Origin of the sequence: Streptomyces sp. NPDC059010, assembly GCF_042740355.1 — a bacterium.
Classification (GTDB): Bacteria; Actinomycetota; Actinomycetes; order Streptomycetales; family Streptomycetaceae; genus Streptomyces.
Genome location: NZ_JBHYJA010000001.1, coordinates 111,267 through 134,248, shown reverse-complemented (window position 1 = coordinate 134,248; position 22,982 = coordinate 111,267). Strand labels below are relative to the sequence as shown.

19 protein-coding genes are annotated in these 22,982 nt (G+C 69.1%); 3 read left to right on the top strand and 16 right to left on the bottom strand.

All coding sequences use genetic code 11. The annotated features are described in order from the left end of the window. Together ACFWYS_RS00655 and ACFWYS_RS00650 are read right to left on the bottom strand one after the other, a co-directional pair. Positions 1 to 852, bottom strand: an 852-nt coding sequence (locus ACFWYS_RS00655; protein WP_384761735.1) for an HAD family hydrolase, incomplete at its 3' end; no start/stop codon positions are given. 168 nt (positions 853 to 1,020) lie between these two features. After that, positions 1,021 to 1,482, bottom strand: a complete 462-nt coding sequence (locus ACFWYS_RS00650) for a carboxymuconolactone decarboxylase family protein (RefSeq protein WP_384761733.1) — start codon at positions 1,480 to 1,482, stop codon at positions 1,021 to 1,023. A gap of 293 nt (positions 1,483 to 1,775) precedes the next feature. Between ACFWYS_RS00650 and fahA the strand changes: the two genes are divergently transcribed. Next, a complete protein-coding gene (gene fahA, locus ACFWYS_RS00645; protein WP_384761731.1) occupies positions 1,776 to 2,996 on the top strand; it encodes a fumarylacetoacetase in 1,221 nt (406 codons plus the stop codon). Between the two features lie 177 nt (positions 2,997 to 3,173). Further along, entirely contained in the window at positions 3,174 to 4,112 is a 939-nt protein-coding gene (locus ACFWYS_RS00640) for a M56 family metallopeptidase (RefSeq protein WP_384761729.1), read from the top strand. A gap of 311 nt (positions 4,113 to 4,423) precedes the next feature. Here ACFWYS_RS00640 and recQ read toward each other — a convergent pair whose 3' ends face one another. Continuing rightward, a complete protein-coding gene (recQ, locus tag ACFWYS_RS00635; protein ID WP_384762213.1) occupies positions 4,424 to 6,475 on the bottom strand; it encodes a DNA helicase RecQ in 2,052 nt (683 codons plus the stop codon). 198 nt (positions 6,476 to 6,673) lie between these two features. On the opposite strand from recQ, the gene ACFWYS_RS00630 reads away from it, so the two are divergent. Next, a complete protein-coding gene (locus ACFWYS_RS00630; protein WP_384762211.1) occupies positions 6,674 to 7,276 on the top strand; it encodes a Uma2 family endonuclease in 603 nt (200 codons plus the stop codon). A 73-nt stretch (positions 7,277 to 7,349) separates the two neighbouring features. Here the strand turns inward: ACFWYS_RS00630 and nuoN are convergent, their stop codons facing one another. From nuoN to ACFWYS_RS00565, 13 genes are read right to left on the bottom strand one after another with little or no spacing between them, the layout of a single operon-like run. Then, positions 7,350 to 8,999 carry an NADH-quinone oxidoreductase subunit NuoN gene (nuoN, locus tag ACFWYS_RS00625; protein ID WP_384761727.1) on the bottom strand — a complete coding sequence of 550 codons (1,650 nt, stop codon included), beginning with the start codon at positions 8,997 to 8,999 and terminating at the stop codon, positions 7,350 to 7,352. After that, complete coding sequence (locus ACFWYS_RS00620) at positions 8,996 to 10,567, bottom strand: NADH-quinone oxidoreductase subunit M (RefSeq protein WP_384761725.1); 1,572 nt, start codon at positions 10,565 to 10,567, stop codon at positions 8,996 to 8,998. The genes nuoN and ACFWYS_RS00620 overlap by 4 nt, the downstream gene beginning before the upstream one ends. 5 nt (positions 10,568 to 10,572) lie before the next feature. After that, positions 10,573 to 12,486: an NADH-quinone oxidoreductase subunit L gene (gene nuoL, locus ACFWYS_RS00615; protein ID WP_384761723.1), complete on the bottom strand. Its 1,914-nt coding sequence runs from the start codon at positions 12,484 to 12,486 to the stop codon at positions 10,573 to 10,575. A 15-nt stretch (positions 12,487 to 12,501) separates the two neighbouring features. Further along, complete coding sequence (gene nuoK, locus ACFWYS_RS00610; protein WP_003998919.1) at positions 12,502 to 12,801, bottom strand: NADH-quinone oxidoreductase subunit NuoK; 300 nt, start codon at positions 12,799 to 12,801, stop codon at positions 12,502 to 12,504. After that, entirely contained in the window at positions 12,798 to 13,640 is an 843-nt protein-coding gene (locus tag ACFWYS_RS00605; protein ID WP_384761720.1) for an NADH-quinone oxidoreductase subunit J, read from the bottom strand. The genes nuoK and ACFWYS_RS00605 overlap by 4 nt, the downstream gene beginning before the upstream one ends. Next, entirely contained in the window at positions 13,637 to 14,266 is a 630-nt protein-coding gene (nuoI, locus tag ACFWYS_RS00600; protein ID WP_384761718.1) for an NADH-quinone oxidoreductase subunit NuoI, read from the bottom strand. Before nuoI ends, ACFWYS_RS00605 begins: the two co-directional genes overlap by 4 nt. Continuing rightward, a complete protein-coding gene (gene nuoH / locus ACFWYS_RS00595; protein WP_384761716.1) occupies positions 14,259 to 15,623 on the bottom strand; it encodes an NADH-quinone oxidoreductase subunit NuoH in 1,365 nt (454 codons plus the stop codon). The genes nuoI and nuoH overlap by 8 nt, the downstream gene beginning before the upstream one ends. Further along, positions 15,620 to 18,124: an NADH-quinone oxidoreductase subunit G gene (locus ACFWYS_RS00590; RefSeq protein ID WP_384761714.1), complete on the bottom strand. Its 2,505-nt coding sequence runs from the start codon at positions 18,122 to 18,124 to the stop codon at positions 15,620 to 15,622. Before ACFWYS_RS00590 ends, nuoH begins: the two co-directional genes overlap by 4 nt. After that, positions 18,121 to 19,470, bottom strand: a complete 1,350-nt coding sequence (nuoF, locus tag ACFWYS_RS00585) for an NADH-quinone oxidoreductase subunit NuoF (protein ID WP_384761712.1) — start codon at positions 19,468 to 19,470, stop codon at positions 18,121 to 18,123. The genes ACFWYS_RS00590 and nuoF overlap by 4 nt, the downstream gene beginning before the upstream one ends. Further along, positions 19,470 to 20,342 carry an NADH-quinone oxidoreductase subunit NuoE gene (nuoE, locus tag ACFWYS_RS00580; protein WP_384761710.1) on the bottom strand — a complete coding sequence of 291 codons (873 nt, stop codon included), beginning with the start codon at positions 20,340 to 20,342 and terminating at the stop codon, positions 19,470 to 19,472. The genes nuoF and nuoE overlap by 1 nt, the downstream gene beginning before the upstream one ends. Beyond that, positions 20,339 to 21,661, bottom strand: coding sequence for an NADH-quinone oxidoreductase subunit D (locus tag ACFWYS_RS00575; protein WP_384761708.1), 1,323 nt, complete (start codon positions 21,659 to 21,661; stop codon positions 20,339 to 20,341). Before ACFWYS_RS00575 ends, nuoE begins: the two co-directional genes overlap by 4 nt. Next, a complete protein-coding gene (locus ACFWYS_RS00570) occupies positions 21,658 to 22,419 on the bottom strand; it encodes an NADH-quinone oxidoreductase subunit C (RefSeq protein WP_384761706.1) in 762 nt (253 codons plus the stop codon). The genes ACFWYS_RS00575 and ACFWYS_RS00570 overlap by 4 nt, the downstream gene beginning before the upstream one ends. Next, positions 22,416 to 22,970 (bottom strand): NADH-quinone oxidoreductase subunit B family protein, encoded by a 555-nt coding sequence (locus ACFWYS_RS00565; RefSeq protein WP_062151585.1) that lies wholly within the window; start codon positions 22,968 to 22,970, stop codon positions 22,416 to 22,418. Before ACFWYS_RS00565 ends, ACFWYS_RS00570 begins: the two co-directional genes overlap by 4 nt. Between the last annotated feature and the right edge of the window lie 12 nt (positions 22,971 to 22,982).

Genomic DNA, 22,982 nt, shown 5'->3' with positions numbered 1-22,982 from the left:
CACATATACACCTGTGTTTTTTAGTAGCCACTGGCGCCCGGGGTGTGTTTTCTGTTGGTTGGCCTCCCGGGGGGCTGGCGGCCCCACCGCCCTCGACAGGGTGATCTCGTCGGCGACCGCCTTCAGCTCGGCGTGGGCGTTGGCCATGGCCACACCACGGGCGGCCCAGTCGAACATGGGGATGTCGTTGGGCATGTCCCCGAAGGCGATGGTCTGGTGCGGGCCGAGGCCGAGATGCTCGGCGGCGAGCGCGAGACCGGTCGCCTTGGTGATGCCACATGGCTGGAGTTCGACGGTGCCCGGCCCCGACATGGTGACGGTGGCCAGGGAGCCGACGACCGAGCGCGCCGTCGCCGCCAACTCGTCGTCCGAGAGGCTCGGATGGCGCAGCAGCACCTTGCTGATCGGCTCGCACCACAGGTCGTACCGACGCTGCACGCGTACGGCGGGCAGGGTCGGGTGCGGCATCAGATACCCGGGCTCGATGAGCGTGAGCCCGTCGACACCGTCCTGGTCCACCGCCGCGTAGACCTGCCCCACCTCGGCCTCGATCTTGCCGAGCGCGGTCTCGGCCAACTCCCGGTCCAGGGTGACCGACCACAGCAGACGGTCCGCGCCGGCATCGTACAACTGCGCGCCCTGTCCGCACACCGCGAGCCCCGCGCTGCCCAGTTCGTCGAGGAGCGGCCGAACTCGGGGCGCCGGCCGCCCCGTCACGACGAGGTGCTGGGCGCCGCCCGCCGCCACCAGCGCGAGGGCGTCGATGGACCGGTCCGAGAGCGTGTCGTCGCCTCGTAGCAGCGTCCCGTCCAGGTCAGTGGCGATGAGTGAATATGCGATAGGTGCGGCCATGATCAGAGAATACGGACAGGACGCCCCATCGACTCGACGCGAACCGGACGGCTGCTGTGTTCACATGTGTTGACACCTGTTCCGGTTGCCCCTCTGGTTCCGGTTCTGCCTCCGATCCTGTCCACAGTGCTCCTTCCGCACGCCAACTTCCTTCCGCTTGTGGCGATTTCACCCCCACGTGGTGCCCGCGGGCTCCTTGATGGTGGTGTTGATGCGATTGAACATGTTGGTAACGGAAATGGTGAGGATCAGCGCCGACAACTCCTTCTCGTCGAAGTGGTCGGCCACCTCGTCCCACAACTCGTCCGGCACCGACTCGTGCGAACGGTCCGCGAGCCTCGTCATCGACTCGGTCAGCTGCAGCGCGGCCCGCTCTGCGTCGGTGAACCAGGGCGCGTCGCGCCAGGCGGAGACGGCGTCGATCCGCTCAACGCTCGTCCCTGCCTTGCGCAGATTGGCCGTGTGGCCGTGCACACAGGCACCGCACCCGTTGATCTGGCTCGTGCGCAGCCCCACGATCTCGGCCAGCTCCTGCGACAGACCGGCCTCGCCGATCGCCTGGAAGAGGGTGCCGATCCCCTTCATCGCGCCGGACAGGACATACGCCGGGTTGGTCATCCGTGCCTGCATGGTTCTCTCCTCCGATGTCAGCGATTCCGCGATCTCGCGATCCCGCGGCTCCGCGTTTCCGCGTTCCGTGTTTCCGTCTTCACTGCACTGACGGAGCGGAGGACCTGGTTGTGACCGGTCGGCCGAAGATTTTTTCGACGCCCCCCGGAACACCGGCCCGATGCGGCGACCAGGGGGTTCGCCGACATCCGCGGGCGAGGTCGGCACTGCCCAAGACAGACGACTCACCCGTAACGTGTGCCCCGACCACATGGCATTGGCATACGGAGCGGATGAGAGTGAGGCAGCACCCCATGCCCCCCTTCGATCTCCCCGAGGGCGACCCCTTCGGCACGCACAACCTCCCGTACGGCGTCTTCTCCCTCCCCGGCTCGGACTCCGCGCGCAGGGTCGGCGTCCGGCTCGGCGACCACGTCCTCGACGCGGGCAAGGCGGCCTACGCGCTCGGCTCGCCCTACGCCCCGCTGCTCGCGCAGGGCTCCCTGAACCCGCTGCTCGCCGCGGGCCGCACCACCTGGTCGGACGTACGGCGCGCGCTGACGGCGTGGGTGACGGTGCCGGCGCACCAGGAGGCCATCGCGGACCTCCTCCACCCCCTGTCCTCGGTGACCCTGCACCTCCCCTTCGAGGTCGCTGACTACGTCGACTTCTACGCCTCCGAGAACCACGCCCGGAACGTCGGCCAGATCTTCCGCCCCGACGCGGCGGACTCACTGACCCCCAACTGGAAGCATCTGCCGATCGGTTACCACGGCCGCTCGGGCACGGTGGTGGTCTCCGGCACGGATGTCGTACGACCGTCCGGCCAGCGCAAGGCCCCCGCCGACCCGGCGCCGGTGTTCGGCCCGTCGGTCCGCCTGGACATCGAGGCCGAGGTCGGCTTCGTGGTCGGCGCACCGTCGCAGCTGGGCAGGCCGGTTCCGCTGGCCGACTTCCGCGAGCACGTCTTCGGCCTCTGCCTGCTCAACGACTGGTCGGCACGCGACATCCAAGCCTGGGAGTACGTCCCCCTCGGCCCGTTCCTCGGCAAGTCCTTCACCACGTCGGTGTCGGCTTGGATCACCCCGCTGGACGCCTTGGACGAAGCCCGGGTCGCACCGCCGGAGCGGACGCACCCCCTGCTGCCGTACCTGGACGACTCCGGCGCCGAAACCGAACCCGACGGCTACGACCTGCGTATCTCCGTGGCCATCAACGGCCACGTCGTCTCCGAGCCTCCCTTCTCCACCATGTACTGGACGGCCGCCCAGCAACTCGCCCACATGACCGTGAACGGCGCCTCCCTGCGCACCGGCGACCTGTACGGCTCGGGCACCGTGAGCGGCCCGACGGAACGCGAGCGCGGATCACTGCTCGAACTCACGTGGAACGGCCGCGACCCTCTCGAACTCCCGGACGGCAAGCGGGCGTTCCTGGAGGACGGCGATGTCGTGACACTCTCGGCGTGGGCACCCGGGCCGGACGGGGTTCGGGTCGGTCTGGGCGAGGTCACGGGGCGGATCGTGTCGGCCTGACGCCGTGCCTGCGGCCCAGAACTGACAGGACATTCGGCGGGTCTTTCCCCCTGACTCCTGCGACAGTCACCGTCATACTGGCTGGCGGTGGGAAGCGAACAGCGATCGGCGTTCGCCGCCCACCGCCCCGCACAGCCGCCCCCGCACCTTCCCTGACCAGGATCCGGAGCCCTTGGCATGACCGTCTGCCTGCTCCTGTTGAGCATCGTCGCTCTGACGGCCGCCGTACCCGTCCCGCGCGCGCTGACCCGGGCCACCTGGCCCGAACGGGAACCCGTGGTCGCCCTCTGGGTGTGGCAGTGCCTGGTCGCCACCGTCCTGCTGTGCTGTCTGACGGCCCTGTCCCTGGGCACCGCCGCCGTCTTCGGCACGGTACGCGCCCAGCTCTTCGCTCCGGCACCGCCGCCGGTGACCGAGGCGTACGACCTCTCGGCCGCGCCCGCCTGGGCCGCCGCGCTCACCGTGCTCCTTGCCTGCGGGGCCGCCTGGACGACGGCGATGCTGGCCCGCGAGCTGTCCGAGGCCCGGCGGCGACGCGGCCAGGCCAGGGCCCATCTGCGGGAACGCGCGCCCGACCTGCCCGCCGGCCTGGGCTCGGCGCGCGGCCCGCTCCTGGTGCTGGAGGACGAGTACCCGGACGCCTGGTGGATGCCCGGCAGCCCGCCCCAGCTGATCGTCACCACGGGCGCCCTGCACCGTCTGACCGACCACCAGCTCGACGCCGTCCTCACCCATGAACGTGGCCATGCCCAAGCCCGCCACGACTGGTTGCTGCACCTCTCCACCGCGCTTGCCACCGGCTTCCCCCGCATCCCGTTGTTCGCCCACTTCTGCGACCAGACCCACCGCCTGGTCGAACTGGCCGCCGACGACACCGCGTCCCGCCGCTGCGGTCACCTGACGACGGCCCTGGCCCTGATCGAGCTCAACCAGCACCGGGGCGTTCTCTCCTGCGCCTCCACCAACCGCCTCCTGGGCGAACGCGTCAACCGCCTCCTCCAGCCACCGCCACGCCTGGGTCGCCGCCACCGTGCCCTCACTACGACGCTGGCGGCACTGGTGCCACTGCTCCCCTTGTTGATCACATTCGCGCCGGGGCTGACGGCTTTGAACTGACCGTGGTGCCGGGGCTGCCGCCGGGCAGGCCACGCAGGCCGGGATGGATGGAGCACGCCGCCACCGACCCCGCTCGCGCCCCTTATGCCCAGTCCCGAGGTCCAGACGCAGTCCCGACGCCCAGGCCCTCCCACGCCCAGGCCCTCAGGACGTCCAGCCCCAGTCCGACGGCCAGGCCTACTCCCGACGTCCGCCCCAGTCCTACTCCCGACGCCTAAGACCAGTCCCGACGTCCAACCCCAATCCCGACCCCTATGCCCCAGTCCCGACGTCCAGACCTAGCCCGGCCCGGACGCTCAGGCCCCCGCCGCCTAGGCCCAGTCCTCCGGCTCCGGCTCCGGCTCCGGCTCCATCTCGGGCCAGTCGTCCGCCCCGGGATCCGCACCGGGATCCGCCCCGTGACGGGCCCCGGAAGCCGCCCCCGCCGCCGCCCCCGCATCGGACTCCCCCCGCATGGAGCCCAGCACCTGGAGCACCCCCTCCCCATACGTGGCCAGCTTCTTCTCGCCGACGCCGCTGACGCCGCCGAGCTCCCGCACCGACGTCGGCCACGCCGTCACGATCTCCCGCAGCGTCGCGTCGTGGAAGATCACGTAGGCCGGAACGCCCTGCTCCCGAGCCTGCTCGGCACGCCAGGCCCGCAGTGCCTCGAAGGCCGGCACCAGCGCCTCCGGGAGCTCCGCCGCCGCGGCCTTCGCCTTGCGCTCTCCCCGCCCGGAGCCCGCGGAACCCGACGCCGACCGCGAGGTCGCCGGCTTCTTCGGCTCCTTGCGCAGCGGCACCTCCCGCTCGCGCCGCAGCACGGTGCCGCTGTCCTCGGTCAGCACGAGCGTCCCGTACTCCCCCTCGACCGCGAGCAGCCCCTGCGCCAGCAACTGCCGGATGGCGCCCCGCCATTCGCCCTCGCTCAGCTCCTCGCCGATGCCGAACACCGACAGCTGGTCGTGGTCGAACTGGATCACCTTGCCGGTGCGCTTGCCGAGCAGGATGTCGACGATCTGCAGCGCCCCGAATTTCTGCCCGCGCTCCCGCTGCAGCCGTACCACCGTCGACAGCACCTTCTGCGCCGCGACCGTGCCGTCCCAGGTCTCCGGCGGGGTCAGACAGGTGTCGCAGTTGCCGCAGCCCGCCGGATCGGGATCCTGGCCGAAGTAGGCGAGCAGCTGACCGCGCCGGCACCGGGCGGTCTCGCACAGCGCCAGCATCGCGTCCAGATGGGAGGCGGCCCGGCGCCGGAACGCCTCGTCTCCCTCGCCCGACTGGATCAGCTTGCGCTGCTGGATGACGTCGTTGAGGCCGTAGGCCATCCAGGCCGTGGAAGGCAGCCCGTCACGTCCCGCGCGGCCCGTCTCCTGGTAGTAGCCCTCGACCGACTTGGGCAGATCGAGGTGGGCGACGAACCGCACGTCCGGCTTGTCGATGCCCATCCCGAAGGCGATGGTCGCCACCACGACCAGGCCCTCTTCCCGAAGGAAGCGGGACTGGTGCGCCGCGCGCGTGCCCGCGTCCAGACCCGCGTGGTACGGCACCGCCTCGATGCCGTTGCGGGTCAGGAACTCGGCCGTCGCCTCCACGGACTTGCGTGACAGGCAGTACACGATGCCCGCGTCGCCCGCGTGCTCGTCCCGCAGGAAGCCCAGCAGCTGCTTCTTCGGGTCCGCCTTGGGCACGATCCGGTACTGGATGTTGGGCCGGTCGAAGCTGGCCACGAAATGCCGGGCCGTCGGCATGTTCAGCCGCTGGGTGATCTCCTCGTGCGTCGCCCGCGTGGCCGTCGCCGTGAGCGCGATCCGCGGGACGTCCGGCCAGCGCTCGCCGAGCAGCGAGAGGGCCAGATAGTCGGGGCGGAAGTCGTGGCCCCACTGGGACACGCAATGCGCCTCGTCGATCGCGAAGACGGCGATCTTGCCGCGGGACAGCAGGTCCAGCGTCGCGTCGAGCCGCAGCCGCTCCGGCGCCAGATAGAGCAGGTCCAGCTCACCCGCGAGGAACTCCGCCTCCACCACCCGCCGCTCGTCGAAGTCCAGCGTGGAGTTGATGAACCCGGCGCGCACACCGAGCGCGCGCAGCGCGTCCACCTGGTCCTGCATCAGTGCGATGAGCGGCGAGACGACGATGCCCGTACCCGGTCTGACCAGGGACGGGATCTGGTAGCACAGCGACTTGCCGCCGCCGGTTGGCATGAGCACGACGGCATCGCCGCCCGCCACCACATGCTCGATGACCGCTTCCTGCTCACCCCGGAAGGCGTCGTACCCGAAGACCCGGTGCAGCGCGGCCAGCGCCTCGCTCCCGGCCGCGCCTGCCGCCGCTGCCACCTCGGTCACACTTGGCATCTCCCTGATCCCGCCCGTCGCACCCATCGCCATGCCCCCGTACGTCGTCCCTCGACCACTGCATCCACGATAGGGGTCGCGACCGACAGCGCCGGAGTTATCCACAGGTCGCCCCGCACGGCCCCGTCAAGGACACGACACTCGTTCACACGTTCGCGGGAGACCTGCCCGTTTCCGACCGATAGCCTGAAAGCACCGGCGAGACTCCGTCCCATGGGAGCACTGATGAACGTCGCACCGAAGGCGTCCACGCCCAGCTGGCCGACCCCGCCGGAAGGCGGCTGGACCGCCGACGACCTGGACCGCCTCCCGAATCTTCCTCCGCACACGGAATTGATCGACGGGAGCCTGGTCTTCGTGAGTCCGCAGACTCTGTTTCATGAACGCGCGGTCGATTTCTTCAAATGGCAGCTCCAGTCCCTAGCACCGGAGGAATTCGAGGTCGTCCGCGAGTTCACCATCGACATCGACGATCAGAACCGGCCGGAGCCGGATGTGATCGTGGTGCGTGAGGACGTGGTGGAAGACCCGGACCAGACGCGGTACCCCGCAGAAGCCGTCGTCCTCGCCATCGAGGTCGTCTCGGCGGAGTCCGTGTCCCGAGACCGTGAGACCAAGCCGATGAAGTACGCCCGCGCCGGGATCGAGCACTACTGGCGCGTCGAGAAGGAAATGGGCCTGGTGGTCGTGCATGCCTTCGAGCTGGAGCCCACCATCCAGGCATACACGAGCGTGGGTATCTTCCGCAGGCGAATGAAGGTGGACTCCCCCTTCGCCGTTGACCTCGACCTCACCAAGATCAAGCCCCGCCGCGAGAAGAGCCAGTAGCCGCGACCGCGCAGGAACGCGGCTGCCCGGCACCCCGAAAACAGGTGCCGGGCAGCCGCGTCTCCGGATCGAATCACCGCACGAAGACCCCTGCCTGATTCGCCAGGTCCAGGAAGTACTGCGGCGCCACACCCAGCACCAGCGTGACCGCCACACCGACCCCGATCGCCGTCATCGTCAGCGGCGACGGCACCGCGACCGTCGGCCCCTCCGGACTCGGCTCGCTGAAGAACATCAGGACGATGACGCGGATGTAGAAGAACGCCGCGATCGCGGACGAGATCACACCGACCACGACCAGCGGGCCCGCCCCGCCCTCCGCCGCCGCCTTGAACACCGCGAACTTCCCGGCGAAGCCGGAGGTCAGCGGGATGCCGGCGAAGGCCAGCAGGAACACCGCGAACACGGCCGCGACCAGCGGCGAACGGCGTCCCAGACCGGCCCACTTGGACAGGTGCGTCGCCTCGCCGCCGGCGTCCCGCACCAGCGTCACCACCGCGAACGCGCCGATCGTCACGAACGAGTACGCGCCCAGGTAGAAGAGGACGGACGACACACCGGACGGCGTCGCCGCGATGACACCCGCGAGAATGAAGCCCGCGTGCGCGATCGACGAGTACGCCAGCAGCCGCTTGATGTCGGTCTGCGTGATCGCGACGATCGCTCCGCCCAGCATGGTGACGATGGCGACGCCCCACATGACCGGCCGCCAGTCCCAGCGCAGGCCGGGCAGCACGACGTACAGAATGCGGAGCAGCGCGCCGAACGCGGCCACCTTCGTCGCCGCCGCCATGAAGCCGGTCACCGGCGTCGGCGCGCCCTGGTAGACGTCCGGCGTCCACATGTGGAACGGCACCGCGCCCACCTTGAACAGCAGGCCCATGACGATCATCGCGGCGCCGATGAGCAGCAGCGCGTCGTTGCCCATCGTGTCGGCGAGCGCCGGGCTGACGTCCGGGACGGTGCCGTCGACGACCTGCGCGATCGTCGCGTACGACACGGAGCCCGCGTAGCCGTAGAGCAGCGCGATGCCGAACAGGGTGAACGCGGACGCGAAGGCACCCAGCAGGAAGTACTTGACCGCGGCCTCCTGCGACATGAGCCGCTTGCGGCGGGCCAGCGCGCACATCAGGTACAGCGGGAGCGAGAAGACTTCCAGGGCGATGAACAGCGTCAGCAGGTCGTTGGCCGCCGGGAAGACCAGCATGCCCGTGACGGCGAACATCAGCAGCGGGAACACCTCGGTGGTGGTGAACCCGGCCTTCACCGCTGCCTTCTCGCTGTCGCTGCCCGGCACGGACGCCGCCTGCGCGGCGAAGGAGTCGACCCGGTTGCCGTGCGCCTCCGGGTCGAGTCGCCGCTCGGCGAAGGTGAACAGACCGACCAAGGCCGCCAGCAGGATCGTGCCCTGCAGGAAGAGCGCCGGTCCGTCGACGGCGATCGCGCCCATCGCGGCGATGCCCGACTTGGTCGTGGCGTACCCGCCGGCCGCCAGTGCCACGACCGCGGCGAAGGCCGCGACGAGCGCCACGACGGCGACGAACACCTGGGCGTAGTAACGCGCCTTGCGCGGCACGACCGCCTCGATGAGTACGCCGACGATCGCCGCGCCGACGACGATCAGGGTGGGCGACAGCTGCCCGTACTCGATCTTCGGCGCGCCGATCTTCGCGATCGGGTCGGCCGCGGTTGTCCACAGGCTGTGGACGGCTGATGCGCTCACTTGGCCGCCTCCACCTCGGGCTGGGGGTCCTTCTTCTGTACGTCGGACATGGTCTGCTGGACCGCGGGGTTGACGATGTCCGTGACGGGCTTCGGGTAGACGCCCAGGAAGATCAGCAGTGCGACCAGCGGGGCGACGACCACGAGTTCACGCACCCTGAGGTCGGGCATCGCGGAGACCTCCGGCTTCACCGGGCCCGTCATCGTGCGCTGGTAGAGGACGAGGACGTAGAGCGCGGCGAGCACGATGCCGAAGGTGGCGATGATGCCGATCACCGGGTAGCGAGTGAACGTGCCGACCAGGACCAGGAACTCACTGACGAAGGGTGCCAGTCCCGGCAGCGACAGAGTCGCCAGACCGCCGATCAGGAAGGTGCCGGCGAGCACCGGAGCGACCTTCTGCACACCGCCGTAGTCGGCGATGAGCCGCGATCCGCGCCGCGAGATCAGGAAGCCGACCACCAGCATCAGCGCGGCCGTCGAGATGCCGTGGTTGACCATGTACAGCGTCGCGCCGGACTGGCCCTGGCTGGTCATCGCGAAGATACCCATGATGATGAAGCCGAAGTGCGAGATCGACGCATACGCGATCAGACGCTTCATGTCCCGCTGGCCGACCGCCAGCAGCGCCCCGTAGACGATGCTGATCAACGCCAGGACGAGGATCGCGGGCGTCGCCCACTTGCTGGCCTCCGGGAACAGCTGAAGGCAGAAGCGGAGCATCGCGAAGGTGCCCACCTTGTCGACGACCGCGGTGATGAGGACGGCGACCGGAGCGGTGGCCTCCTGCATCGCGTTGGGCAGCCAGGTGTGCAGCGGCCACAGCGGCGCCTTCACCGCGAAGGCGAAGAAGAACCCGAGGAACAGCCAGCGTTCGGTGTTGGTCGCCATGTCGAGCGAGCCGCCCGCGCGAGCCTCCGCGATCTCCTGGAGGCTGAAGCTCCCGGCGACCACATAGAGGCCGATCACCGCGGCCAGCATGATCAGACCGCCGACCAGGTTGTAGAGCAGGAACTTCACCGCGGCGTACGACCGTTGGGTCGACGCCACCTTCTCGCCGTGCTCGTGGGCACGGTCCCCGAAGCCGCCGATGAGGAAGTACATCGGGATGAGCATGGCTTCGAAGAAGATGTAGAAGAGGAAGACGTCGGTGGCCTCGAAGGAGATGATCACCATCGCCTCGACGGCCAGGATCAGGGCGAAGAAGCCCTGCGTCGGCCGCCAGCGCCTGCTTCCGGTCTCCAGCGGGTCGGCGTCGTGCCAGCCCGCGAGGACGATGAACGGGATCAGCAGCGCCGTCAGCGCGATCAGCGCCACCGCGATGCCGTCCACACCGAGTTCGTAGCGGACCCCGAAGTCCGCGATCCAGGAGTGGGATTCGGTGAGCTGGTAGCGGTCGCCGTCCGGGTCGAAGCGCACCAGGACGGTGATCGCGAGGGCGAGTGTGCCGAGCGAGAAGAGCAGCGCCAGCCATTTGGCGGCGGTGCGCTGCGCGGCCGGTACGGCGGCCGTGGCGATCGCCCCGATCGCCGGGAGCACCGCCGTGGCTGTCAGCAGAGGAAAGGACATCGGTATCAGACCGCCCTCATCAGCAGGGTCGCGGCGATGAGGATCGCCGCACCGCCGAACATCGAGACCGCGTACGACCGCGCGAAGCCGTTCTGCAACCTGCGCATCCGTCCGGACAGACCGCCCATCGAGGCCGCCGTACCGTTGACGACGCCGTCGACCAGGGTGTGGTCGACGTACACCAGGGAGCGCGTGAGGTGTTCGCCGCCGCGCACGAGGACGACGTGGTTGAAGTCGTCCTGGAGCAGATCGCGCCGGGCGGCCCGGGTGAGCAGCGACCCGCGCGGGGCGACGACCGGGACCGGGCGGCGGCCGTACTGGCCGTAGGCGATGGCGACGCCGATGACCATGCAGGCGACGGTCGCGCCGGTGATCACTCCCGCGCTGATCGGCGGGTGGCCGTGCGCGTGCCCGGTGATGGGCTCCAGCCAGTGGATGAAGCGGTCGCCGATGCTGAAGAACGCACCGGCGGCCACCGATCCGACGGCCAGCACGATCATCGGGATCGTCATGGCCCTGGGCGACTCGTGCGGATGCGGCTCGTTGCCGTTCTCGTCGGGCTGCCAGCGCTTCTCGCCGAAGAACGTCATCAGCATCACGCGCGTCATGTAGAACGCCGTGATGGCCGCGCCCAGCAGCGCGCAGCCGCCGAGGATCCAGCCCTCGGTGCCGCCCTTGGCGAACGCCGCCTCGATGATCTTGTCCTTGGAGAAGAAGCCGGACAGACCCGGGAAGCCGATGATCGCGAGGTAGCCGAGGCCGAACGTCACGAAGGTGACCGGCATGTACTTGCGCAGGCCGCCGTACTTGCGCATGTCGACCTCGTCGTTCATGCCGTGCATGACCGAACCGGCGCCGAGGAACAGCCCGGCCTTGAAGAAGCCGTGCGTCACCAGGTGCATGATCGCGAAGACGTAGCCGATGGGGCCGAGGCCGGCCGCGAGGACCATGTAGCCGATCTGCGACATGGTCGAGCCGGCCAGCGCCTTCTTGATGTCGTCCTTGGCGCAACCGACGATCGCACCGAAGAGGAGCGTGACGGCACCGACGATGGTGACGACCAGCTGCGCGTCGGGCGCCGCGTTGAAGATGGCACCGGAGCGGACGATCAGGTAGACGCCCGCGGTCACCATCGTCGCGGCGTGGATGAGGGCCGAGACCGGGGTCGGGCCCTCCATCGCGTCCCCGAGCCAGGACTGCAGCGGCACCTGGGCGGACTTGCCGCAGGCGGCGAGCAGCAGCATCAGGCCGATCGCGGTGAGCTTGCCCTCGCTCGCGTCCCCGACCAGGCCGGGCTCTCCCTCGCCGCCGAGCAGCGGCCCGAAGGCGAAGGTGCCGAACCAGAAGAACATCAGCATGATCGCGATCGACAGGCCCATGTCGCCGACGCGGTTGACCAGGAAAGCCTTCTTCGCGGCGGTGGCGGCGCTGGGCTTGTGCTGCCAGAAGCCGATGAGCAGGTACGACGCGAGACCGACGCCCTCCCAGCCGACGTACAGCAGCAGGTAGTTGTCGGCGAGGACGAGCAGCAGCATCGCCGCGAGGAACAGGTTCAGATAGCCGAAGAAGCGGCGGCGCCGCTCGTCGTGCTCCATGTACCCGACCGAGTACAGGTGGATCAGCGAGCCGACGCCGGTGATCAGCAGCACGAACGTCATCGACAGCTGGTCGAGGCGGAAGGCGACGTCCGCCTGGAAGCTCTCGACCTGGATCCAGCTGAACAGGTGCTGGGTGAGGGTCCGCTGTTCGGGGTCCTTGCCCAGCAGGTCGGCGAAGAGGGCCACGCCGAAGGCGAAGGAGATGAACGACAGGAGCGTGCCGATCCACTGGCCGACGGCGTCCAGGCGCCGGCCGCCGCACAGCAGGAGGGCCGCTCCGAGCAATGGCGCCGCGATCAGCAGCGCAATCAGGTTCTCCACGATTCTTCCGACCCCTTAGAGCTTCATCAGGCTGGCGTCGTCGACCGAGGCCGAGTGGCGGGAACGGAACAGCGACACGATGATCGCCAGCCCGACGACGACCTCAGCGGCGGCGACGACCATCGTGAAGAAGGCGATGATCTGGCCGTCGAGATTGCCGTGCATCCGGGAGAAGGCGACGAGCGTCAGGTTGCAGGCGTTGAGCATGAGCTCGATGCACATGAACACGACGATCGCGTTGCGCCTGATCAGCACGCCGGTGGCGCCGATCGTGAACAACAGGGCGGCGAGGTAGAGGTAGTTGACCGGGTTCACTTCGACGCCTCCTCGGGCCGCTTGAAGGTCGACGGCTCGATCTCGGTCCGCTCCAGCCGTTCCTCCGCGCGCTGCTCCAGGGCCCGCAGGTCGTTGAGCGCCTCGGTGGACACGTCACGGATCTGGCCGCGCTCGCGCAGCGTCTTGCTGACCGTGAGGTCGGACGGGGTGCCGTCGGGCAGCAGGCCCGCGATGTCCACGGCGTTGTGCCGGGCGTAGACGCCGGGGGCCGGCAGCGGCGGGATGTGCTTGCCTTCCCGGATGCGCTCCTCGGACAGCTCGCGCTGGGTCTTGGCGCGCTCGGTGCGCTCGCGGTGGGTGAGCACCATGGCGCCGATGGCGGCCGTGATCAGCAGGGCGCCGGTGATCTCGAACGCGAAGACGTACTTGGTGAAGATGAGGGTCGCGAGGCCCTCCACATTGCCGTTCGCGTTCGCCTGGGTGAGGCCGTTGAACTCGGTCAGAGAGGCGTTCCCGATGCCGCCGACGAGCAGGATGCCGAAGCCGAGCCCACACAGGAGGGCCAGCCACCGCTGGCCCTTGATGGTCTCCTTCAGGGAGTCGGCGGCCGTGACGCCGACGAGCATCACCACGAACAGGAACAGCATCATGATCGCGCCGGTGTAGACGACGATCTGCACGATCCCGAGGAAGTAGGCGCCGTTGGCGAGGTAGAAGATCGCCAGGATGATCATGGTCCCGGCGAGACAGAGCGCGCTGTGCACCGCCTTCTTCATGAATACGGTGCACAGGGCGCCGATCACCGCGACGGTGCCGAGGATCCAGAACTGGAAGGCCTCGCCCGTGGAGGTGGAGTAGGCGGCGAGCTGCGCGCTCATACGTCCACCTCCTCTTCCTCTGCCGCGCCCGAAGGGCCTGCCGATGGATGCAGCTCGCCCTTGGACACGGCGACTTGGGGCTCGGTGCCCGGCGCGGCCTCCGTGACCAGCCCCCGGTAGTAGTCCTGCTCGTCGGTCCCCGGGTAGATGGCGTGGGGCGTGTCGACCATGCCGTCCTCAAGACCGGCGAGCAGCTGCTCCTTGGTGTAGATGAGGTTGGCGCGGCTGGAGTCGGCGAGCTCGAACTCGTTGGTCATCGTGAGCGCGCGCGTGGGGCACGCCTCGATGCACAGGCCGCACAGGATGCAGCGGGCGTAGTTGATCTGGTAGACGCGGCCGTACCGCTCGCCCGGCGAGTAGCGCTCCTCGTCGGTGTTGTCGGCGCCCTCCACATAGATGGCGTCGGCGGGGCAGGCCCAGGCGCACAGCTCGCAGCCGACGCACTTCTCCAGGCCGTCCGGATGGCGGTTGAGCTGGTGCCGTCCGTGGAAGCGCGGAGCGGTGGTCTTCTGCTGCTCCGGGTACTGCTCGGTCAGCCGCTTCTTGAACATGGCCTTGAAGGTCACGCCGAAGCCGGCTACGGGGTTCAGGAAACCGGGCTTGGTCTCCTTGGGCTCCTCAGCCATCGGACGCCTCCTTTCCATCCAGAGATCCGTCACTCTGAGTATCGGGCCCACCACTGACAATCAGCTCCCGCTCACGGCGCGGGCCGCGCCGCGGCACTGCCGGAAGCTCCTGTCCGGGCAGGGGAGGTACGGGGAATCCGCCCGCCATCGCGTCGAAGCCGGCGGGTTCCTCCGCGGGCCGCTCGGCCGCCTTCGACCGGTCGCGGAACATGTCCGCGACGAAGGAGAGGAGCAGCAGGGCGAGGACGCCGCCGCCGACGTAGAGGGCGATGTCGGCGAAGTCGTAGTTCTCGTTGCGAAGAGTCCGCACGGTCGCGACGAGCATCAGCCAGACGACGGAGACCGGGATCAGGACCTTCCAGCCGAGCTTCATCAGCTGGTCGTAGCGGACGCGGGGCAGCGTGCCGCGCAGCCAGATGAAGAAGAAGAGCAGCAGCTGAACCTTGATCACGAACCAGAGCAGCGGCCACCAGCCGTGGTTCGCGCCCTCCCAGAAGGCGCTGATCGGATACGGGGCCCGCCAGCCGCCCAGGAAGAGCGTCACCGACACGGCCGAGACCGTCACCATGTTCACGTACTCGGCGAGCATGAACATCGCGAACTTGATCGACGAGTACTCGGTGTTGAAACCGCCGACCAGGTCGCCCTCGGACTCCGGCATGTCGAAGGGGGCGCGGTTGGTCTCGCCGACCATCGTGATGATGTAGATCACGAAGGACACCGGCAGCAGCACGACGTACCAGCGGTCCTGCTGCGCCTCCACGATCGCCGACGTCGACATCGACCCGGAGTAGAGGAACACCGAGGCGAACGCGGCACCCATGGCGATCTCGTACGAGATCATCTGCGCGCAGGAACGCAGGCCGCCGAGCAGCGGGTAGGTGGATCCAGAACTCCAACCCGCAAGCACGATGCCGTAGATGCCGACCGAGGCGACCGCGAGGATGTAAAGCATCGCGATCGGCAGGTCGGTGAGCTGCATCGTGGTGCGGTGGCCGAAGATCGAGATCTCGTTGCCGGCCGGGCCGAAGGGGATCACCGCGATCGCCATGAAGGCCGGGATGGCCGCGACGATCGGCGCGAGGACGTAGACCACCTTGTCCGCGCGTTTGACGATGACGTCTTCCTTCAGCATCAGCTTGATGCCGTCGGCGAGCGACTGGAGCATGCCCCAGGGGCCGTGCCGGTTGGGTCCGATGCGCAGCTGCATCCAGGCGACGACCTTGCGCTCCCAGACGATGGAGAACAGCACGGTCACCATCAGGAAGGCGAAGCAGAACACCGCCTTGATGACGACCAGCCACCAGGGGTCGCGGCCGAACATCGAGAGGTCTTCAGCGGCGAGGTACGGGGTCATGCCTCCACCTCCTTGGGGGCCTCGCCGGCGGGCGTCGCCGGGCCGATGCGGACGAGTGAGCCGGGCAGCGCCCCGGTGTCGGAGGCAACGCCACCGCCGGTGGAGTTCAGCGGGAGCCACACCACCCGATCGGGCATCTCCGTGATCTGCAGCGGCAGTTCGACGGTTCCGGCGGGGCCGGTCACGGCCAGGATGTCGCCGCCCTTGATGCCGGCCTCGGCAGCGGTTGCGGCCGACACGCGCGCGTGGGCGGCGTGCCGGGTACCGGCGAGCGCCTCGTCGCCCTCCTGGAGGCGGCCCTGGTCGAGCAGCAGCCGGTGCCCGGCCAGAACGGCCTCCCCGGCGGCCGGTCGCGGCAACGGGTCGGCGGTTGCCAGGGGTTCGGTGGCCCGCGGTCCGTCCCAGGGTCCGAGCCGGTCGATCTCCGCGCGCGTGGTGCGCAGATCCGGCAGACCCAGATGTACGTCCATGGCGTCGGCCAGCATCTGCAGCACGCGCGCGTCGGTCGGGGCGAGGCGGCGGGTCATCTGGTCGGGCTTGAGCGCGGCCTCGAAGGACCGCACCCGGCCCTCCCAGTTGAGGAAGGTGCCGGCCTTCTCGGCGACCGCGGCGACGGGCAGCACGACATCGGCGAGCTCGGTCACCTCACCGGGTCGCAGCTCCAGCGACACCACGAAACCGACCTCGGCGAGCGCCTCACGCGCGCGTGCCGGATCGGGCAGGTCGGCGACCTCGACGCCCGCGACCAGCAGGGCCTGGAGTTCGCCCGTCGCGGCGGCCTCCACGATCTGGCCGGTGTCACGGCCGTGGCGGAGCGGGAGTTCGGCCAGCCCCCAGACGGCGGCGACCTCGTCACGCGCGCGTGGGTCGGTCGCGGGACGCCCGCCCGGCAGCAGCGTCGGCAGCGCACCGGCCTCGACGGCGCCGCGCTCGCCCGCCCGGCGCGGGATCCACACCAGCTGGGCGCCGATCGCGGTGGCGGCCCGTACGGCGGCGGTGAGTCCACCCGGCACGGCGGCCAGCCGCTCGCCGACGACGATCACCGCGCCCTCCGCGCGCAGCACTTCGGCGGCCTTCGCACCGGCCTCGTCCAGTCCGACTCCGCTCGCGAGCGCGTCCAGCCACTCGGTCTCGGTGCCGGGAGCGGCGGGCAGCAGCGTGCCGCCGGCCTTCTCCAGGCCGCGCGTCGCGTGCGTGGCGAGCGAGAAGACCCGCTGGCCGTGCCCCCGCCAGGCCTTGCGCAGCCGCAGGAAGATCCCGGGCGCCTCCTCCTCGGCCTCGAACCCTGCCAGCAGGACGGCCGGGGCCTTCTCCAGGAGGTCGTACGTGACGCCCGTACCGTCGAGGTCACGGCCGTGACCGGCGACCCGGGCCGCCAGGAAGTCGGCCTCCTCGGCGCTGTGCACGCGCGCGCGGAAGTCGATGTCGTTGGTGTCGAGCGCCACGCGCGCGAACTTGCTGTACGTGTAGGCGTCCTCGACGGTGAGCCGGCCACCGGTCAGCACACCGGTGCGGCCGCGTGAGGCGAGGAGTCCCTGGGCCGCGATCTGCAGCGCCTCCGGCCAGGAGGCCGGTTCCAGGTCGCCCTCGGCGTTGCGCACCAGCGGTGTCTGAAGCCGGTCACGCTGCTGGGCGTAGCGGAACCCGAACCGGCCCTTGTCGCAGATCCACTCCTCGTTGACCTCGGGGTCGTTGGCCGCGAGGCGCCGCATGACCTTGCCGCGCCGGTGGTCGGTGCGCGTGGCGCAGCCGCCGGAGCAGTGCTCGCACACCGACGGCGAGGAGACCAGGTCGAAGGGGCGGGAACGGAACCGGTACGCCGCCGAGGTGAGCGCGCCGACCGGGCAGATCTGGATGGTGTTGCCGGAGAAGTACGACTCGAACGGGTCGCCCTCACCGGTGCCGACCTGCTGGAGCGCGCCCCGCTCCAGCAGCTCGATCATCGGGTCGCCCGCGACCTGGTTGGAGAACCGGGTGCAGCGGGCACACAGCACGCACCGCTCACGGTCGAGCAGCACCTGTGTGGAGATCGGGACGGGCTTCTCGTACGTCCGCTTGCGTCCCTCGAAGCGGGACTCGGCGTGTCCGTGCGACATGGCCTGGTTCTGCAGGGGGCACTCGCCGCCCTTGTCGCAGACCGGGCAGTCCAGCGGGTGGTTGATGAGCAGGAGCTCCATCACACCCTTCTGGGCCTTCTCGGCGACCGGCGAGGTGAGGTGCGTCTTGACGACCATGCCGTCGGTGCAGGTGATCGTGCAGGACGCCATCGGCTTGCGCTGGCCCTCGACCTCGACGATGCACTGGCGGCAGGCGCCGGCCGGGTCGAGGAGCGGGTGGTCGCAGAAGCGGGGGATCTCGATGCCGAGCTGCTCGGCGGCCCGGATGACCAGGGTGCCCTTGGGCACGCTGATCTCGACGCCGTCGATCGTCAGCGAGACGAGATCTTCCGGCGGGACCGCCGCCTCTCCCCCTCCTGAGGGAGCATTGGTGGTCACGGTCATGCGTTCACCTCCGTGCGGTGATCGGCCCAGGCCGTCGACTTGGCCGGATCGAAGGGGCAGCCACGGCCCGTGATGTGCTGCTCGTACTCCTCGCGGAAGTACTTCAGCGAGGAGAAGATCGGCGAGGCGGCACCGTCGCCGAGGGCGCAGAAGGACTTGCCGTTGATGTTGTCGGCGATGTCGTTGAGCTTGTCGAGGTCGCTCATGACGCCCTTGCCGGCCTCGATGTCACGCAGCAACTGCACGAGCCAGTACGTGCCTTCGCGGCAGGGCGTGCACTTGCCGCAGGACTCGTGGGCGTAGAACTCGGTCCAGCGGGTGACGGCGCGGACGACGCAGGTCGTCTCGTCGAAGCACTGCAGGGCCTTGGTGCCGAGCATGGAACCGGCGGCGCCCACCCCTTCGTAGTCGAGGGGGACGTCGAGGTGCTCGTCGGTGAACATCGGCGTCGAGGAGCCGCCCGGCGTCCAGAACTTCAGGCGATGGCCGCGGCGCATGCCGCCGCTCATCTCCAGGAGCTGGCGGAGCGTGATGCCTAGCGGTGCCTCGTACTGGCCGGGGCTGGCGACATGGCCGCTGAGCGAGTACAGCGTGAAGCCCGGGGACTTCTCGCTGCCCATCGAGCGGAACCATTCTTTGCCCCGATGCAGAATCGCGGGAACCGACGCGATCGACTCGACGTTGTTCACAACAGTCGGGCAGGCGTAGAGACCTGCCACCGCAGGGAAGGGGGGACGAAGCCGCGGTTGACCACGACGGCCTTCGAGCGAGTCGAGCAGTGCGGTCTCCTCACCGCAGATGTACGCGCCCGCGCCCGCGTGCACGGTGAGTTCGAGGTCGAGGCCACTGCCGAGGATGTTCTCGCCGAGGTAGCCGGCCGCATAGGCCTCGCTCACGGCCGAGTGCAACCGCCGCAGCACAGGGACGACTTCACCACGCAGATAGATGAAGGCATGCGAAGACCTGATGGCATAACACGCGATGACAATGCCCTCGATGAGGCTATGCGGGTTCGCGAAGAGGAGCGGAATGTCCTTGCACGTTCCGGGCTCCGATTCGTCGGCGTTGACAACTAGATAGTGCGGTTTTCCATCACCCTGGGGAATGAACTGCCATTTCATTCCTGTCGGGAATCCCGCGCCGCCGCGTCCGCGCAGACCGGAGTCCTTGACGTACGCGATCAGGTCGTCCGGCGACATGGCGAGCGCCTTGCGGAGCCCCTCGTATCCTTCGTGCCTTCGGTAGACGTCCAGCGTCCAGGACCTGTCGTCGTCCCAGAAGGCCGACAGCACGGGTGCGAGCAGCTTCTCGGGGCTGGTGTCCTTCAGCTCGGGTGCCAACGTCATCACTCCCCCTCCTCGGCCGTAGGCCCTGCCGGGTGGGCTGGGTCGGATGCCGATGTGTCCTGCGGCGCGTCATGCGAACTGAGGTGTTCGGCCGGCGACGGCTCGTGCACCGCACCGTCCTGCGGCTCCTCGTGCGGGCCGCCCTCCCGCGGATGGACCACGCGCGCGGGTGCGGTCTCTCCCCTGGCCAGGCGGAGGCCCACCAGCGACGCCGGTCCCGCACTGCCGCCTGCCTCGACGGCCCCGGGCCGCTCGTCGGGGAAGCCGGCCAGAATCCGCGCGGTCTCCTTGAAGGTGCACATCCGGGCCCCGCGCGTCGGATCGACGGGCCGCCCCGCGCGCAGGTCGTCGACGAGGCGCTTGGCGCTCGCCGGAGTCTGGTTGTCGAAGAACTCCCAGTTGACCATCACGACCGGCGCGTAGTCGCAGGCCGCGTTGCACTCGATGTGCTCCAGGGTGACCTTGCCGTCGCCGGTGGTCTCGCCGTTGCCGACGCCCAGGTGGTCCTGGAGCTCCTCGAAGATCGCGTCACCGCCCATCACCGCGCACAGGGTGTTGGTGCAGACGCCCACCTGGTAGTCACCGCTCGGCTTGCGCCGGTACATGGTGTAGAAGGTGGCGACCGCGGTGACCTCGGCCGTGGTCAGGTCGAGCATGTCCGCGCAGAACCGCATCCCGGTGCGCGTCACATGGCCCTCCTCCGACTGCACGAGATGCAGCAACGGCAGGAGGGCGGAGCGTGAGTCCGGGTAGCGGGCGATGACGTCGCGCGCGTCCCGCTCAAGCCGCTCACGAACGTCGTCCGGGTAGCCGGGCGCGGGCAGTTCGGGCATGCCCAGGCTGACGCCCCGCTCGGAAGATGAGGTGGTCACCGGTCGACGCCTCCCATCACGGGGTCGATGGACGCGACGGCGACGATGACGTCGGCGACCTGGCCGCCCTCGCACATCGCCGCCATGGCCTGCAGGTTGGTGAAGGACGGGTCGCGGAAGTGGACCCGGAAGGGGCGGGTGCCGCCGTCGGACACGGTGTGCACCCCGAGCTCGCCCTTGGGCGACTCGACGGCCGCGTACGCCTGTCCCGGCGGGACGCGGAAGCCCTCGGTGACCAGCTTGAAGTGGTGGATCAGGGCCTCCATGGAGGTGCCCATGATCTTCTTGATGTGGTCGAGGGAGTTGCCGAGCCCGTCGGGTCCCAGGGCGAGCTGGGCGGGCCAGGCGATCTTCTTGTCGGCGACCATGACGGGGCCGGGCTGGAGCCGGTCCAGGCACTGTTCGACGATCCCGAGCGACTGGCGCATCTCCTCCAGGCGGATCAGGAAGCGCCCGTAGGAGTCGCAGGTGTCGGCGGTCGGGATCTCGAAGTCGTACGTCTCGTAGTCGCAGTACGGCTGGGCCTTGCGCAGATCGTGCGGCAGGCCGGTGGAGCGCAGGATCGGGCCCGTGGCGCCGAGGGCCATGCAGCCGGCCAGGTCGAGATAGCCGACGTCCTGCATGCGGGCCTTGAAGATGGGGTTCCCGGTGGCGAGCTTGTCGTACTCCGGGAGGTTCTTCTTCATCTTCTTCACGAACTCGCGGATCTGGTCCACCGCGCCGGGCGGCAGGTCCTGGGCGAGTCCGCCGGGCCGGATGTACGCGTGGTTCATGCGCAGGCCCGTGACCAGCTCGTAGATGTCGAGAATCATTTCACGATCACGGAATCCGTAGATCATGATCGTGGTGGCGCCGAGCTCCATGCCGCCGGTGGCGATGCACACCAGGTGGGAGGAGAGCCGGTTCAGCTCCATCAGGAGCACCCGGATGATCTTGGCGCGTTCGGTGATCTGGTCCTCGATGCCGAGGAGTTTCTCGACGGCGAGACAGTAGGCGGTCTCGTTGAAGAAGGACGTCAGGTAGTCCATGCGCGTCACGAAGGTGGTGCCCTGCGTCCACGTCCGGTATTCGAGGTTCTTCTCGATGCCGGTGTGGAGATAGCCGATGCCGCAGCGGGCCTCGGTGACGGTCTCGCCGTCGATCTCCAGGATCAGGCGGAGCACTCCGTGGGTGGAGGGGTGCTGGGGGCCCATGTTGAGGACGATGCGCTCGTCGTCGGCGCGGGCCGCGGCCTGGACGACCTCGTCCCAGTCGCCGCCGGTGACCGTATATACGGTGCCCTCGGTGGTTTCACGGGCGGATGCTGACTGCGTGCTCACGAGTACGACCTCCGCTGGTCCGGAGCCGGGATCTGGGCGCCCTTGTACTCGACGGGGATGCCGCCGAGGGGGTAGTCCTTGCGCTGCGGGTGGCCCTGCCAGTCGTCCGGCATCATGATCCGCGTCAGGGCGGGGTGACCGTCGAAGACGATTCCGAAGAAGTCGTACGTCTCGCGCTCGTGCCAGTCGTTGGTCGGATACACGGAGACGAGCGACGGGATGTGCGGGTCGCTGTCGGGGGCGCTGACTTCGAGGCGGATCAGCCGGTTGTGGGTGATCGAGCGCAGGTGGTACACGGCGTGCAGCTCGCGGCCCTTGTCACTGAGGTAGTGGACGCCGCTGACGCCGGTGCACAGTTCGAAGCGCAGGGCCGGGTCGTCGCGCAGGGTGCGGGCGACGCGGAGCAGGTGCTCGCGTTCGACGTGGAAGGTGAGCTCGCCTCGGTCGACGACCGTCTTCTCGATGGCGTTGTCGGGCACGAGGCCCTGTTCCTCCAGCGCGCCTTCGAGTTCGTCGGCGACTTCGTCGAACCAGCCTCCGTAGGGGCGGCTCGCCGGGCCCGGGAGCCGGACCGAGCGGACCAGGCCGCCGTAGCCGGAGGTGTCGCCGCCGTTGTCGGCGCCGAACATGCCGCGCTGGACGCGGATCTCCTCGCCGCCCTGGCCGCGCTGGCCGGGGAGGTTGGAGGCGGAGAGGTCCTTCTCGGGGTTGACCCCGTTCGACCCGTTCGCCCCGTTGGTGCCGTTCGCGTCGCTCACTGCAGCAGCCCCTTCATCTCGATCGTGGGCAGGGCCTTGAGCGCCGCTTCCTCCGCCTCGCGGGCCGCTTCCTCGGCGTTCACGCCGAGCTTGGAGGTCTGGATCTTCTGGTGCAGCTTGAGGATGGCGTCCATCAGCATCTCGGGCCGTGGCGGGCAGCCCGGGAGATAGATGTCGACCGGGACGATGTGGTCGACGCCCTGGACGATCGCGTAGTTGTTGAACATGCCGCCCGAGGAGGCGCAGACCCCCATGGAGATCACCCACTTGGGGTTCGGCATCTGGTCGTAGACCTGCCTGAGCACCGGCGCCATCTTCTGGCTGACCCGGCCGGCGACGATCATCAGGTCGGCCTGGCGCGGGGATCCGCGGAAGACCTCCATGCCGAAGCGCGCCAGGTCGTAGCGGCCGGCGCCGGTGGTCATCATCTCGATGGCGCAGCAGGCGAGGCCGAAAGTGGCCGGGAAGACAGACGCCTTGCGCACCCAGCCCGCGGCCTGCTCGACGGTGGTCAGCAGGAATCCGCTCGGCAGCTTTTCTTCGAGTCCCATGTCGTTAAAGGC

Excerpts from the sequence above, each read along its gene's own strand:
- ACFWYS_RS00605 (WP_384761720.1), bottom strand. The coding sequence starts at position 13,640 with ATGAGCGCGCAGCTCGCCGCCTACTCCACCTCCACGGGCGAGGCCTTC.
- ACFWYS_RS00640 (WP_384761729.1), top strand. The coding sequence starts at position 3,174 with ATGACCGTCTGCCTGCTCCTGTTGAGCATCGTCGCTCTGACGGCCGCC.
- ACFWYS_RS00565 (WP_062151585.1), bottom strand. The coding sequence starts at position 22,970 with ATGGGACTCGAAGAAAAGCTGCCGAGCGGATTCCTGCTGACCACCGTC.
- nuoF (WP_384761712.1), bottom strand. The coding sequence starts at position 19,470 with ATGACGTTGGCACCCGAGCTGAAGGACACCAGCCCCGAGAAGCTGCTC.
- ACFWYS_RS00620 (WP_384761725.1), bottom strand. The coding sequence starts at position 10,567 with ATGTCCTTTCCTCTGCTGACAGCCACGGCGGTGCTCCCGGCGATCGGG.
- recQ (WP_384762213.1), bottom strand. The coding sequence starts at position 6,475 with ATGGGTGCGACGGGCGGGATCAGGGAGATGCCAAGTGTGACCGAGGTG.
- fahA (WP_384761731.1), top strand. The coding sequence starts at position 1,776 with ATGCCCCCCTTCGATCTCCCCGAGGGCGACCCCTTCGGCACGCACAAC.
- nuoI (WP_384761718.1), bottom strand. The coding sequence starts at position 14,266 with ATGGCTGAGGAGCCCAAGGAGACCAAGCCCGGTTTCCTGAACCCCGTA.
- ACFWYS_RS00590 (WP_384761714.1), bottom strand. The coding sequence starts at position 18,124 with ATGACCGTGACCACCAATGCTCCCTCAGGAGGGGGAGAGGCGGCGGTC.
- ACFWYS_RS00650 (WP_384761733.1), bottom strand. The coding sequence starts at position 1,482 with ATGCAGGCACGGATGACCAACCCGGCGTATGTCCTGTCCGGCGCGATG.
- nuoH (WP_384761716.1), bottom strand. The coding sequence starts at position 15,623 with ATGACCCCGTACCTCGCCGCTGAAGACCTCTCGATGTTCGGCCGCGAC.
- ACFWYS_RS00630 (WP_384762211.1), top strand. The coding sequence starts at position 6,674 with ATGAACGTCGCACCGAAGGCGTCCACGCCCAGCTGGCCGACCCCGCCG.